This window comes from Gracilimonas mengyeensis (assembly GCF_900182705.1).
Lineage (GTDB): Bacteria > Bacteroidota > Rhodothermia > Balneolales > Balneolaceae > Gracilimonas > Gracilimonas mengyeensis.
Genome location: NZ_FXTP01000010.1, coordinates 41512 through 55022 on the forward strand (window position 1 = coordinate 41512; position 13511 = coordinate 55022).

Sequence of the window (13511 nt, forward strand, 5' to 3'; positions counted from 1 at the left end):
ATCATGCAGTTTAAAACAATTCAAGGGGTGGAAGTACCCGAAATAGGATTAGGTACTCACCGGCTAATTGGAAAAGAGTGCGAGGATATTGTAAAGAAGGCTCTAAATATGGGGTACCGGCATATTGATACCGCACAGAGCTATAAAAATGAACGGGAGGTAGGTACGGCCATAAAGAGATCTCATATAGACAGGGAAGAGATTTTTCTGACTACAAAGATTTGGCATACCAGTCTTGAGAAAGATGAAGTGCTGAAAGTAGCAGAAAGTGCTTTGCGTGAGCTTGATACGCCCTATGTTGACCTGTTGCTCGTGCATTGGCCGAACGAAGAGGTTGATATCGAAAAAACACTGGAATCATTTTTATCCCTTCGGGATCAGGGCAAGGCATTGAATATTGGTGTAGCTAATTTCCCGTTGAAGCTTTTAAGGGAAGTGAATGAAGAGCTGGCGGCTCCAATTTTTTGTAACCAGGTTGAATACCATCCTATGCTTGGGCAGTTTGACCTGCTGGATTATACTGCCGAGCATGACATAATGTTTACCGCTTATTCACCCCTGGCGCAGGGTCAGGCACTGGACATTCCTCTTATTAAAGAACTTGCCGAGAAATATGATAAAACTCCAGCACAGATTGTGCTCAGATGGCTTATCGAACAAGAACAGGTAGTAGCTATTCCGAAAGCTTCTTCAGAAGAACACCTGAAAGAAAATATCGATATCTATGATTTTGCCCTGGAAGATGATGACTTCTATGCCATCGATGATCTGGATAAATCTACCCGCTTAACCAATCCTGATTTTGCCCCTGAATGGGATAGTGAGTAATATTTTATTGCTGCTCAGATTTAAAATACATTCATAGAGCAAAGGCCCGAGTAGCCGGGCCTTTGTCATTTCATGTATGATTTAGCTGTAGCAGTTTAGCTAATCGTGATTTTCCTGGCAGCTTTTTCTTTAATCTTGGGAACCGTGATTTGCAGTACACCATTTTCGTAATGTGCCTTGATCTTATCCCGGTCTATGATATCGCCAGGAAGGGGCAATGAACGGCTGAATTTGCCAAATCGGCTTTCGAGCCGGTGATATCGTCGTCCATTTTCTTTACGCTCCATTTTACGTTCGCCACTAATGGTTAGCAAGCCGCTTTCATAGCTTAGCTCGAAATCATTTTTATTCATGCCGGGCAGTGCAACTGAAACCTCAAACTCTTTATCGGTTTCGTATACATTGAGTTCCGGAATGAAAGAAGCATTTCGTAAACCGGAAGTGCCCGCAGCATTTTCAAACATTTCGTCAATCCAGTTCGAAATCTTGAGTGGAGCAGGTTGCTGGTTATCATTCCAAAGTGTTGGAAAGTTTTCAGTTTTTGTTCGCATTAACATAGGTTTATCCTCCTTTTAAATGATTTTATTTAAAGATCATCGGGTGTAACCCATTGTCGTTTTTTAATCGACATTTGTAATTATGCAACGGTTGTGCCAAATCTGAAAAGAATGATAAGCACCTGTCATTTTTGAAATACATATCAAAAAATGACAAACAGGAAATGAAAAACCGTCAGTGTGAGATGGTGACAACAGGTAATTTATTTACTTTTTTTAAGTATAACTTTGTTAATAAAGCTCCGTAGTGGGCAAGAACACGTACAGTTCTTCACGGCTTCTTCATTGCCAGGATTTATATTTGTCGCTGAATATAAAACCGAGTAGTAGAAGTAGTTTAAAACAGCAGAGGCGGAACTGACGGGGGATGCAGTGAAGTTAGCAATTTCCTTGACTTCCTTTTAGCCATTTCCCTCTTTTAGACGTATATTTTAAACCTACTTACTCACTCATAAAATTGAATTTTAAATAGGAAAAATATTATGGCACTTGGAATTAGTAGCATAGAAGAACTTTTGGGAGACGAAGCATCGGATCTTTTAGATCATGAATGTAAAACCATTAGCAAAGACCGGCTGATACAACCTTCCGCCAATTATGTAGATGACGTTTGGTACCACTCTGACCGAAACAACCGCGTGCTTCAAAATTTGCAGCGTTTGCTCAACAATGGCCGACTGGGTGGAACTGGATATTTGTCTATTCTTCCTGTGGATCAAGGCATTGAGCACTCTGCAGGCGCTTCATTTGCTAAAAACCCGGATTACTTTGATCCAGAAAATATTGTTAAGCTGGCCATCGAAGCTGGTTGTAATGCAGTGGCATCTACTTTTGGAGCCTTAGCTTCAGTTTCTCGTAAGTATGCCCACAAGATTCCATTTGTGGTAAAAATCAATCACAACGAGTTATTGACCTATCCAAATACGTTTGACCAAATCATGTTTGGTACTATTGACCAGGCTTATGATATGGGAGCTGCTGCGGTAGGTGCTACTATCTATTTTGGTTCTGATGAATCCAATCGCCAGATTGTTGAAGTGGCCAAAGCCTTTGAATATGCACATGAATTAGGCATGGCTACTATTTTGTGGTGCTACACCCGAAACAGTGCTTTTAAAGTAGATGGCGTTGATTACCACTCTTCAGCTGACCTTACCGGTCAAGCCAACCACATTGGTACTACTCTTGGCGCTGATATTATCAAGCAAAAGCAGCCAACCAACAACGGTGGCTACAAAGCATTGAACGCCGGCGATTCCAGCTATGGTAAACTGGACGAGCGTATTTACTCTGAGCTTACCAGCGACCACCCAATCGATCTGACCCGTTACCAGGTAGCTAATACCTTTATGGGACGTGCCGGTTTGATTAACTCTGGTGGAGCATCCGGTGATAATGATTTTGCCGATGCCGTTAAAACTGCCATTATCAACAAACGTGCCGGTGGAATGGGCCTGATTAGTGGCCGTAAAGCATTCCAGCGTCCAATTGGTGAAGGCGTTAAACTTCTGAATATGATTCAGGATGTATACCTTAACGACGAAATCACGTTGGCTTAATACACCTAATTAGTAAAAGCCTTACAGGATTTCCCTGTAAGGCTTTTTTTTATATAACTCCATTTTTCTTAGAAACACTATTTATTGAGTTCTGAACCCCAAAATACCGGACGGCCACAAACTTTTTTTTCCAAGAAGTATCTCTTCATTTCCATCGCCCTTAGTATTTTAACTATGGCCGGGGTTATTTACTATACGTACACGCCGGGGGTACTGCATCACCTAAAACCAAAACGGTTGCCAGGCTTGGGGATCGCGTTGGTTGTATCATTATTACGAGTATGGTTTTTGGCCGCAAAAATTCGGTTTTTATCTGAAAAGAAACTGGATTGGATGGCCTCTACACGGGTGGTTTTAGCCTGGGATTTTACCTCTGCTGTCACACCCTCTACCATTGGCGGCGCCCCCATGGCCACTTATGCCATGACCAAAGAAGGATTGAAGCTGGGGGATGCCGGCGCCATAATTTTATACGGAGTTTTGCTGGATCAATTGTGGTTCGCTATGGCCATTCCTATTCTATTATTTGCAGGGATTTTTTATGAAGTAGTACCTGCTGAGATTGGCCTTGTCGGCGATGTGTCGATGGGGCTGTTGTATGTGGGTTTGTTAAGTTATGCCAGCGTGCTGGCGTATGGCGTGTTGGTAAATCCGGCGGCCATCAAAAAAATTGTGAAAGTAGTTTTCAAGTTGCCCCTGCTGCGCCGTATGAGTGACAAGATTGAAGTAGAGGCTGAGAACCTGGAGCAATATGCTGAACAGCTCCGAAGAAAACCCCTCAGTTTTTTATTGAAGGCCTTTTTCCTTTCCACGATGTCCTGGTTATGCCGTATTGCTTTACCTACCATTGTGGTGTTAAGTTTACTCCCCGCTCCTGAGATTTTATCCGTGCTGCGTAGTTTAGCGATGAACCTGGCTTTTCTGGTGGTTCCTACTCCTGGCGGAAGTGGAGGGGTGGAAGGTTTGTTTGTACTATTCCAGGGTCCTTTGATTACACGAGAAGGATTTATTGGACTGGCCGTATTTGTTTGGCGCATCATCAGCTACTACATTAGTATTGGCTTAGGCATGATGGCCACTACCTGGTATGTAAACCAAAAGGTAGTAGAAATACAGGCACAGGATTAATTTTGATCACAGATCTGTCAGGTTTTGTAAAGTACAGTCTTATCAACCGGATTATTTACTAAAAACCTTACAGGTCTTTGCCTGCTAATTGAACATCGATTAAATATCTATGGCAAAAACCAAAACTCAGTACGTTTGTTCTAATTGCGGATATGTCTCCCCAAAATGGAATGGTAGCTGCCCTCAATGTGGCAAATGGAATACCTTTGAAGAGCAAACGATCTCCAAAAAATCATCCTCCAGTCATAAAGCCAAGGTGGAAGGATTAGATACTTCAACATCACCCCAAAAACTGGATGATGTTGAAACCTCTGAGAAGACACGATTCAAGAGCAATATTTCTGAACTGGACCGCGTATTAGGCGGCGGTTTTTTACCAGGCTCCTATGTGCTAATTGGCGGTGAACCGGGCGTGGGGAAGAGTACACTTACTTTGCAAATAGCTAAATCCAATCCCGAATTATCCATTTTGTATTGTGCCGGAGAAGAATCCGCCGGGCAGATAAAGCAGCGAGCTTCCCGTTTGGGCGTTGATTCCGATAAACTGCTGGTGTACAACGAAACGCAGGTAGATACCATCATCGCGGAAGCCCAAAAAATGCAGCCCGACCTGCTGATAGTGGATTCCATACAAACGGTATACCGAACCGAATTGTCGAGCATGCCGGGCAGTATCCAGCAGGTGAAGGAGTGTGCGGCTTTGTTTCAGCAGCTTTCCAAAAAGAAGAATATCACCACGCTGGTGATTGGGCATGTGACCAAAGAAGGTGACATTGCAGGTCCTCGGGTGCTGGAGCATATGGTGGACACCGTGCTTCAGTTTGAGGGCGATAAGCAATATACCTATCGATTACTGCGAAGCCTGAAGAATCGCTTTGGAGCTGCCCAGGAAGTTGGTGTTTTTGAGATGAAATCGGATGGCCTCAGCGAAGTATCCAATCCATCCGAGCTATTTATCTCCGACAAAACCTCCGGAGTAAGCGGCAATGCCGTGGTTTGTACGATGGAAGGTACACGTCCTTTGCTGATTGAAGTACAAGCCTTGGTGACCCCTTCGGCCTACGGCTCTCCCCAACGAACGGCGAATGGATTTGACCGCAATCGCCTGGCGCTGCTTCTGGCTGTGCTAGAGAAGCGAGTGGGGCGAAATTTTTCCAATCACGATGTGTATCTGAATATCGCCGGTGGTTTTAGGTTGAATGATCCTGCAGGAGATCTCGGCGTGTGCTGTGCACTAGTTTCCAGCCTGATGGATGATGCCGTATCTTCAAAAATGGCTTTTATCGGAGAAGTGGGGCTGGGGGGAGAAATCCGTTCGGTACCTCATCTTGAACAGCGTGAGCGGGAAGCGCGGAAATTGGGTTATGAACAGATTGTGTTACCCGGATCCAAACAAAAAAAGGGAATTCGGTATTTACATGAGGCCATAAAAAAAGCCCTCGGCTAAAGGCCTGAGGGCTTGCAAAAATAGTGACTTCGTAGTTTAGAAGTTATCGCGCTGTCGGCGACGCTGCTCACGTTTGGCTTTTTTCAAAGCTTCGCGACGTTCAAAAGATGGCTTTTTGTACTGCTGACGATCTTTGTATTCGTTGAGAACACGTGATCGGGTTACCAGTTTCTTAAAGCGATTAATCGCGCGGTCAACACTTTCGTTGTCTTTTACTTCTACTCCTAACATGAAGTATCACATCCTTTCTTTTAATTTTATTCCCATTATTGGGAGCCCTAAATATACACACTTGAAGTGAGAATTGGAAATAGGGTGATTCGCAAATTGTTTGCTGCTATTATTTGCCCTTTGTGCCTTTTCCGCCACCGCCAAAAATGATCATGGCGCCTAAGAGGAAGCCAAAGTCGTACCAGTGGCCGCTGTTGTTGATGGCATAAACGGCAACGTCATCTTGAAACAGGCTGACGATGAAGCTGAAGGGAGCTATGAAACCGTGCAGCAATCCATACCAAAAGCCGTAGGTTTGCCCGGTAAGGCATTCTTCCACTGGGACTACATTAGCGCAGGATGAAAACAGTATAACAATGAATAGCAGAATGATCGAATTTCGGAGCAGGGGAGAGTATGAGCGTTTCATGAGTTCAGGGTTTATTTAAAGTTGACGTCATTATGTGGGGATACCCATTAAAGCCACTACGCTTTATCATGCGAAAAGTTGGTGTTGATTGTGTGAAGAAGGGCCTGAGAAATGCCTAAAAAGGCCGCTTCATTAGATGTTCACATAAATAGGACTCATTTAAGAGATTCTCTATCAAATAATTAAATGGAGCTGAACATGAATTTGAACAATTTGCTGCGTTCAGACCGGCAAGAGATTATAGATTGGGCTTCTGAATCTTTAGCCCGATGCCCGCTGAAACATTATCGGGAAAGCGATCCGGAAGAAAATAAAGAGCGGCTTAGCCGGCTGTTTGATTTAGCCGAGTCTTGTATTCATACCAAAAACCTCATCCCCATGATGGAGTACTCCAAAAAAATAGGAGAAGAGCGCTATCGGCAGCATTTTGATCTGGAAGAAGTACATGTAGCCTTCAATGTTCTGGAGGAAGCAATTTGGACCAAGATCACCGAAAAAGTAGAACCGAAGTATTATCCACAGGCATTTGGTATGGTAAGTACGGTGCTGGGCTTTGGCAAAGAAACCCTGGCGGTCACCTATGTTTCTCTCTCATCCCAAAAAGGAAAAATGAAAAGCCTGAACCTAAGCGGGATGTTTCAGAGTAGTTGATAAGTGAGAGGATTAACTAGTACTCACTGACAAATCAGTGCAATCCCAAAATCCTTCAAATCTGTGATCACTTAAGCTCCACAATCGTACAACCTGCCCCTCCGCGTTCAATAGGGGCCGTTTCATAGTGCTTCACATCATCGCGTTTCTCGAGGTATTTCTGAATCTGGGATCGTAAAATGCCATCGCCTTTGCCGTGGATGATTTCCACCTGGTTCATATTTCGAAAGACGGCCCGGTCCAGGTATTGGGTCACTTCATGAATGGCATCGTCGGTTCGCAAGCCTCGAACTTCCAGGGAAGGCTTCACCAGACCACTGGTTAAATTGCTATCCCCAACAATCAGAGAAGAGCGCGCCTTCGCCTTTTTCTTCTTTTTCTTGGGTTGATCGACTTTTACAAGGTTCTTGTATTTGGTCTTCAATCGCAAACCGCCAGCTTGTACTACGGCATTTTTGCCATTCACCTCCACCAGTTCGCCTGTGGTATTTCCGTCTTTAAAACGCACCTGATCGCCTTCTTTGGGGGGATCGTCGCTAACCTGCTCCCGTTCTTCTTTCTTTTCCTCAATCTCCTGCAGAGAGCGGTCAATTTCCTTTTTCTCCTCATCCACTTCCTTGCGGATTTCCTTGATTTCATCTTTATCCGCTTTGTTCTGCTCTACTATCCGTTGTACAGCTTGTTCCACCCGTTGATTGGCCGAATCCATGATGGACTTCGCTTCCTTCAGTGCTTTCTCCCGGATTTTCTCCTTATCCTTTTCAATAGCCTGAATCTTATTCTCAAACTTCTTGCGCTCGGATTCGGCCTTTTCCTGCAGCTTGGTGTATTTCTCTTTCAATTCGGCCGCCTGCTGAGACTTGGTTTCCAGCTCGGTAATCAGCGATTCCATTTTGTTTTTGGCTTCACCCAAAAGTACGCGGGCCCGTTTCAGTACTTCTTCATTGAGCTCCATTCGCTGAGCAATCTCAAAGGCATAACTGCTGCCCGGGATGCCCTTTTTAAATTTATAGGTGGGAGATAGCGTGGCCTGATCAAATTCCATGGAGCCATTGACCGCCATCTCATGCTCATGAGCAAAAACCTTTAACGAACCGTGGTGGGTAGTGACAATCACCTTACAATCATCTTCCAACATGCGCTCGATGAACGACTGAAAGAGCGCGCCGCCTTCTTCCGGATCGGTTCCTGCTGCGGCTTCATCAATGAGAACCAGGCTGCCTGCTTCAAAACGGTTGATGGTTTCCCGCATCCACTGCAAGCGGGAGGAGAAGGTACTCAAATCATTCTCAATGGATTGATCATCACCTAAATCCACGAAGATTCCTGAAAAGATGGGGATTTCTGAGGTAGGATCCGCAGGCACTCCAAAGCCGGATTGCATCATCAGGGCCAACAGTCCTACCGTTTTCATGGCCACCGACTTACCGCCGGCATTGGGACCGGTAATCATCAGGCAGCGCTCGTCTTCTTCCATTTTCAGGAACAGTGGTACAATCTTCTCTCTGTTTTCCTCTTTGCGAATATTGAGGTTTTTCAGCCTGAGGATGGGATTATACGCCTCTTTTATGCTCAGGTAATTTTTCTCAGAGATGATGGGAATCAGCCCGTCCAGCTTTCGGGTGAGTTTGCCTTTGGCGGCAATCACATCAATTTCAGCCAAACACTCCAGATTTTGTTCGATATACTCAGCATTTTGGCGGATGTGCTTGGTGAGTTCTCTAAGAATGCGTTCAATTTCTCGCTGCTCTTCCGCTTCAAACTGGCGGATTTCGTTATTCATGTTCAACGCTTCCACCGGTTCAATATAAACCGTCTGTCCACTGGCCGAGACATCATGCACAAAGCCCTGAAATTTTCGCTTAAATTCAGCCTGGATTGGAATCACCATGCGACCGTTGCGGATAGTGGCTCCTTCATCGGAGGCCATGCCATCCTTGGATGCCTTGCTCATGGCCCGGTTGATGGTCGTCCGCAGGTCGCTTTTGCGTTTATTTAGTTTTCGGCGGATGGATTGGAGTTCGGTGCTGGCATCGTCCCGCAATTCCCCGTGTTCGGTAACTTTCCCTTTGATATGGCTTTCCAGCTCTTTCATGGGGATCAGGCCTTCAGAAACTCTCGTGAGTTGCGGATAAATTTCCGCCCTGGCCTTGAAGTACTTTTTCACATTCCGTGCAATAGCACAAATTTTTAAAATGTCTACAAAAGCCGGGAGTGGAATCAGGCTGCCTTCTGCTTGTGAGGCAGACAGGTAATCCCTCACTTCCGGGAATTCAGTTAGTGGAAAAGGATCGGCATCGGCCAGAATGTCGAGCATTTCCTTGGTTTGCTCGGTAAGTAGCTGTACACGTTTGGGGTTAGAAGAGGGCTGCAGGGCTTCGAGTACTTCCTCAGAACGCACGGATTGTGTGAGTTCAAGGGCCGCTTCGCGGATGTGTTCAAAGCCTAATTTATCTAAAAGAGAATCGGGGTAACGTTTCATTCAAAAATTTTGGGGTGATTGTGCTAACGCCCAAAGATAACGGTAAAAAAGAGGGGGATAAAGGGGGAGAGTGATATAGTAATATGGTGATTGGGTGAGTAAGTACTCGTTCCCAAGCAGGAGCTTGGGGACGAGGTTGAACGAGAAATTAATAATATGAGTAAACGGTTTTACATATAAACATATTTATGCAAAATCATAATAAGCTTTTAGGAGCTTAGAGGGTGTATTTAACCCCGCCAAGCATCCAGCGGCCGGGCATGGGGGCGCCGAGAATCTCCTGGTACTGGGTATCGGTCACGTTTAATGCCTGAAAATACAACTGCAGTTTTGAACCAAAAGGTTTGTAGCCAATGCGCAGGTTGGTAAGGAAATACTGATCAGGCACTTCGGCATTGATCAATGCTGCCGCCTGTTCAGACCGTACGTTGAACGTAGACTGAGATTGCAGGGATACGCGTCCAGCTTTGAGAGATAAATCCAAACTTGCCTGATGCGAAGGATGATTGGCGATATACCGTGAAACGGTGTTCTCATCGCTGGTGGTTTTGATATAGGTATAGCCGGCTTCGGTTTTAAGGCTGCTGCGGCTGCTGATGCGTGCCCGGTGTATAGAAGCAAACTCCACCCCGATTACATCCGTTTCCGAGATATTGGAAGCATAAAAGTACTCCTCATTTTCCTGGAGATTGTCGGCATTATCAATGTTGTTGGAATTGGTTGGTACGTAATCAATCAGGTTCTCGGAGCTTCTGTAAAATACAGTGGGTGATAGTCTCAGGTTATCCGAGGCAGCCCAATCAAATCCAAAATCAATGGTTGTGGACTTCTCTGGCACCAAATCAGGGTTACCGATATTACGTCCGGGCGTTAAATTAGGGAGCTGGTGTGAGATATAGCGCTCGGTGAAGTCGCCTTCGCGGATGGCCCGTCCGGCAGACCCTCTTAGAATAACCTGACCGGCATCAAAAGAAGCACTGATCTGTGGCAATACCGACAAATCAGAAACCGGATTAAACTGAAAGCGCAGGCTGGTAGTCACACTCAAACCAAAGTTATACTTCATGGTGTTGATAGCATACAGGCCGCCGGAAAGGTTGTCATGATTTCCACGGTCGGTACTTTCAATCGATTTGTTGAGCATCTGGGCGCCCACCATAAAGCGTAACTGAGACAGGGAGCCGAGAGACTCGGTATTCACGTTGTATTGATGAGAGCCATTCACAAAAAACTGTCCCGTTTGATGGATGTTAGCGGGTGAAATCGCTGGGTTAAAATCAAAAATGTCTTCAACATCCCGGTACGAAACGTTAAACTCGGAGCGATGACGTCCTTCTTCAAAAGTTAGAGCAGACAAAGCCCATTTGCTGTTGATTTCCTCAGTGGATGCATCATAAATACTGCGTGTATAAAAATAGCGTGCACTAAAATCACGGCTCTCAATGCCTGAGCGTACGTACCACGACCAGTTATCATTCCATCGTACTGAAAAAGCAGCCGATGCATTCATCATATCAAAGTAGTTATTGTAGTCTGGATTCTCTGAAACCCCTTCACTAAAAGCAGGATTTGTAAGTTCCTCTCCATCCGATTGAGCGGTGCGAACAGAAGTGCTGAACCGCCAGTTCTTTTTAGACACACCGGCAGTAGCATCAAAAATTTGCAGGCTGTGCTGGCCAACCGAAGCATCTACTTCAGTACGGGCTTGCAGTTTTTCCGGTCCCTCAATCTCACGGCGCATGTAACTTTTAGTTTTGATGTGCACCACGCCACCTACGGCATCCGCTCCAAAGGAAGTGCTGGCCGGGCCGCGAATCAGCTCAATCTGCGCAATTTCGGAAAGAGCAACCGGAATATTCGTGTTAAAGTGCGCTGTCAGCGGGTCATTAAGGGGAACATTATCCAATAAAAACAGAACCTGAGAAAAAGTACTGCCCCGAACGCCTACATCAGCCTGCATGCCAAAACCTTGCCGCGCATTGATGTTAATACCTGGTAAACTGCGAAGTAAATCATCGACCGATTGTACCGGCATTTCCCGGATATCATCTACGGTGATGACGGAAACATTTTTCCCGCTTTCAGAAATAGCAGTGGTTATGCGGGAAGCGGTGACGGCGATGGAATCCAATTCTGCTTTAAGTTGTGCCTGGGCGTGATTCCAGCTAAGCGTAGAAAAAATGATGAATAGCGGTAATAGATATTTCATAAATATTGGTTGGTTCAAATCATTTCCGTGGAAAGATAAGGGAAGCATGAAGGCGAATCGAATCTATTTTGAGGGAAATGTTTGGAAGCTTGTTTGGTTTAGAAAGATAGGGAGGTCTTGGGACGAACACCCTCCGCCGGTTTTTGAAAAATCAAAAACCGGGCACCTCCCCCAAGGGAGGACTTCTCTGCGCTTTAATTCAATAAAGTAGCTTAGTATAGTTTCTTGTCATTAACACTGTCGCTGAGAAGACTCTCCTTGAGTAGAGTACGGCTTTAGCCGGGAGAGGTGTTGGCACCAAAGCTTTGATTGTTCTAACTTGGCCCTTCTCCCGGGCTTTTACTTTAGTTTAACCACAGAACAACTCAATTCAATCCCCGAAAATTGATATCTTCTATTATGAAATTACCCATCTATCAAGCCGACGCATTTACGAACCAATTATTTAAAGGGAATCCTGCAGCCGTAGTGCCGCTGGAAGAATGGCTTTCAGACGAAGCAATGCAGCACATTGCTGCCGAAAACAACCTCTCTGAAACCGCCTTTTTTGTGAAGGAGGGGGAGAGCTATCGTTTGCGATGGTTCACGCCCGTAACTGAAGTGGATTTATGCGGACATGCCACCCTTGCTACCGCTCATATCCTCTTTGAAGAACTAGGCTATGATCAGGAAGAAATCGTCTTCAAAACCAAAAGCGGATTACTGACAGTACAACGCGAAGGCAATTTACTGATGATGGATTTTCCCGCTGATGATATGCCCCAGGTTAAACCTCCATCCGTACTTTTTAAGGCATTAGGGATCGAGCCGGTGCCCGAGGTGTATAGAACCGATGACTACATGGTGGTGTTGGAATCAGAAGTGGCTGTGGCTGGTTTAAGCCCCGATTTTAGAATGCTGAACGAAGTAGAAGCGCGGGGAATCATTGTAACAGCTCCCGGCGATGCAGTAGATTTTGTCTCCCGTTTTTTTGCCCCTCAGTCTGGAATCGATGAAGATCCTGTAACGGGTTCAGCTCATACCAAAACTACCCCTTATTGGAGTAAGAAACTGAGTAAAGAGGTATTAACAGCCCGGCAAATTTCACCTCGCTCCGGTGAACTTACTTGCAGAATGAAAGGTGATCGTGTTGAGATATTGGGACAGGCTGTTACGTATCTGAAAGGGGAGATTACGATTGCTTGAGCTATTTTTATTGCTGTTACTCGGTCTGTTTGCCGGGGTTTTAGCTGGGTTATTAGGCATTGGTGGAGGTATCATTTTTACTCCTGTACTGTTTTTTCTGTTTGAAGGGGCAGGGGTAGAAAATCCGGTGATTTGGACCATTGCTTCGGGTTTGTTTTGCACTTTTGTGGCAGCATCAGGGAGTTTGGTACGGCAGTATGTTCAAAAGAATGTATTCTGGAAGGAGGGATTAATACTAGGCCTCATGGGGGCTATCGGGATATCTGTGGGCAAACTCGTTGTGACTTCCTCTTATTACAGCCGGAAGGAATTTGTAATATTCTTTTCTGCCATTCTGTTATATGCAGCGTACATGATGTTTGGCCGTGGTAAGGATAAAAGTGATGAATACGACCGCAAGTTTCAGCCCATGAAACTCAAACAATCTTTTGTAACGGGCGGTATTGGTGGATTTGTGGCTGCCCTTGCCGGTGTGGGTGGAGGGGGAGTTATGGTTCCAATCATGAATCTTTTTTACAAGCAGCCTTTCCGGAAGGCCGTTAGTGTCTCACACCTTGCTATGATTATTATGGTTACCTCTGGCTGGGTACAACTGGCTATCGAACCTGGTGCCGTGTCAGGATTAACCGGGTACAGCATTGGCTTTGTAGATTTCGGAGCCGCTCTTCCGCTGTCCTTAGGTGGTTTGATTGGAGGTTTTGGAGGGGCTTTCCTGAATCATAAGATCAAAAGAAAATACCTGCAGTGGGGCTTTGCTATTATGGCTATCGCCATGGCAGCCCGATTGCTGTGGTCAATACTATGAGCTTAGCTCATTCTATACTT

12 protein-coding genes are annotated in these 13511 nt (G+C 45.3%); 7 read left to right on the forward strand and 5 right to left on the reverse strand.

Going from position 1 to position 13511, the window contains the following annotated elements:
- Positions 1-3 precede the first annotated feature (3 nt).
- The gene (locus tag FN815_RS11860) at positions 4-828 is read left to right on the forward strand and encodes an aldo/keto reductase (protein WP_142454855.1); all 825 of its coding nucleotides are present in this window, start codon (positions 4-6) and stop codon (positions 826-828) included.
- A 95-nt stretch (positions 829-923) separates the two neighbouring features.
- Here FN815_RS11860 and FN815_RS11865 read toward each other — a convergent pair whose 3' ends face one another.
- Positions 924-1379, reverse strand: coding sequence for an Hsp20/alpha crystallin family protein (locus FN815_RS11865; RefSeq protein ID WP_142454856.1), 456 nt, complete (start codon positions 1377-1379; stop codon positions 924-926).
- Positions 1380-1867: 488 nt separating this feature from the next.
- Here FN815_RS11865 and FN815_RS11870 point away from each other — a divergent pair, with 488 nt between their 5' ends.
- The 3 genes from FN815_RS11870 (at position 1868) to radA (ending at position 5519) form a co-directional block, all read left to right on the forward strand.
- On the forward strand, positions 1868-2944 hold the full coding sequence (locus FN815_RS11870) for a class I fructose-bisphosphate aldolase (protein WP_142454857.1): 1077 nt from the start codon (positions 1868-1870) through the stop codon (positions 2942-2944).
- An 84-nt stretch (positions 2945-3028) separates the two neighbouring features.
- Positions 3029-4072 (forward strand): lysylphosphatidylglycerol synthase transmembrane domain-containing protein, encoded by a 1044-nt coding sequence (locus FN815_RS11875; protein ID WP_246075264.1) that lies wholly within the window; start codon positions 3029-3031, stop codon positions 4070-4072.
- A gap of 109 nt (positions 4073-4181) precedes the next feature.
- Entirely contained in the window at positions 4182-5519 is a 1338-nt protein-coding gene (gene radA, locus FN815_RS11880) for a DNA repair protein RadA (RefSeq protein WP_142454858.1), read from the forward strand.
- 36 nt (positions 5520-5555) lie between these two features.
- Here radA and rpsU read toward each other — a convergent pair whose 3' ends face one another.
- Both rpsU and FN815_RS11890 read right to left on the reverse strand, forming a co-directional pair.
- Positions 5556-5750: a 30S ribosomal protein S21 gene (gene rpsU / locus FN815_RS11885; protein ID WP_142454859.1), complete on the reverse strand. Its 195-nt coding sequence runs from the start codon at positions 5748-5750 to the stop codon at positions 5556-5558.
- Positions 5751-5859: 109 nt separating this feature from the next.
- The gene (locus tag FN815_RS11890) at positions 5860-6159 is read right to left on the reverse strand and encodes a hypothetical protein (protein ID WP_142454860.1); all 300 of its coding nucleotides are present in this window, start codon (positions 6157-6159) and stop codon (positions 5860-5862) included.
- A gap of 198 nt (positions 6160-6357) precedes the next feature.
- On the opposite strand from FN815_RS11890, the gene FN815_RS11895 reads away from it, so the two are divergent.
- Entirely contained in the window at positions 6358-6810 is a 453-nt protein-coding gene (locus FN815_RS11895) for a hypothetical protein (protein WP_142454861.1), read from the forward strand.
- Between the two features lie 67 nt (positions 6811-6877).
- Here FN815_RS11895 and FN815_RS11900 read toward each other — a convergent pair whose 3' ends face one another.
- Both FN815_RS11900 and FN815_RS11905 read right to left on the reverse strand, forming a co-directional pair.
- Positions 6878-9292 (reverse strand): endonuclease MutS2, encoded by a 2415-nt coding sequence (locus FN815_RS11900; RefSeq protein ID WP_142454862.1) that lies wholly within the window; start codon positions 9290-9292, stop codon positions 6878-6880.
- Between the two features lie 217 nt (positions 9293-9509).
- Positions 9510-11501 (reverse strand): TonB-dependent receptor plug domain-containing protein, encoded by a 1992-nt coding sequence (locus tag FN815_RS11905; RefSeq protein ID WP_185957280.1) that lies wholly within the window; start codon positions 11499-11501, stop codon positions 9510-9512.
- Positions 11502-11900: 399 nt separating this feature from the next.
- Here FN815_RS11905 and FN815_RS11910 point away from each other — a divergent pair, with 399 nt between their 5' ends.
- Together FN815_RS11910 and FN815_RS11915 are read left to right on the forward strand one after the other, a co-directional pair.
- Positions 11901-12686: a PhzF family phenazine biosynthesis protein gene (locus FN815_RS11910; RefSeq protein ID WP_142454864.1), complete on the forward strand. Its 786-nt coding sequence runs from the start codon at positions 11901-11903 to the stop codon at positions 12684-12686.
- Positions 12679-13491 carry a sulfite exporter TauE/SafE family protein gene (locus FN815_RS11915; RefSeq protein ID WP_142454865.1) on the forward strand — a complete coding sequence of 271 codons (813 nt, stop codon included), beginning with the start codon at positions 12679-12681 and terminating at the stop codon, positions 13489-13491. Before FN815_RS11910 ends, FN815_RS11915 begins: the two co-directional genes overlap by 8 nt.
- Positions 13492-13511 lie beyond the last annotated feature (20 nt).

Coding starts and splice junctions, on each gene's coding strand:
- radA (WP_142454858.1), top strand. CDS start 4,182: ATGGCAAAAACCAAAACTCAGTACGTTTGTTCTAATTGCGGATATGTC.
- FN815_RS11870 (WP_142454857.1), top strand. CDS start 1,868: ATGGCACTTGGAATTAGTAGCATAGAAGAACTTTTGGGAGACGAAGCA.
- FN815_RS11865 (WP_142454856.1), bottom strand. CDS start 1,379: ATGCGAACAAAAACTGAAAACTTTCCAACACTTTGGAATGATAACCAG.
- FN815_RS11900 (WP_142454862.1), bottom strand. CDS start 9,292: ATGAAACGTTACCCCGATTCTCTTTTAGATAAATTAGGCTTTGAACAC.
- FN815_RS11890 (WP_142454860.1), bottom strand. CDS start 6,159: ATGAAACGCTCATACTCTCCCCTGCTCCGAAATTCGATCATTCTGCTA.
- FN815_RS11905 (WP_185957280.1), bottom strand. CDS start 11,501: ATGAAATATCTATTACCGCTATTCATCATTTTTTCTACGCTTAGCTGG.
- FN815_RS11895 (WP_142454861.1), top strand. CDS start 6,358: ATGAATTTGAACAATTTGCTGCGTTCAGACCGGCAAGAGATTATAGAT.
- rpsU (WP_142454859.1), bottom strand. CDS start 5,750: ATGTTAGGAGTAGAAGTAAAAGACAACGAAAGTGTTGACCGCGCGATT.
- FN815_RS11860 (WP_142454855.1), top strand. CDS start 4: ATGCAGTTTAAAACAATTCAAGGGGTGGAAGTACCCGAAATAGGATTA.
- FN815_RS11910 (WP_142454864.1), top strand. CDS start 11,901: ATGAAATTACCCATCTATCAAGCCGACGCATTTACGAACCAATTATTT.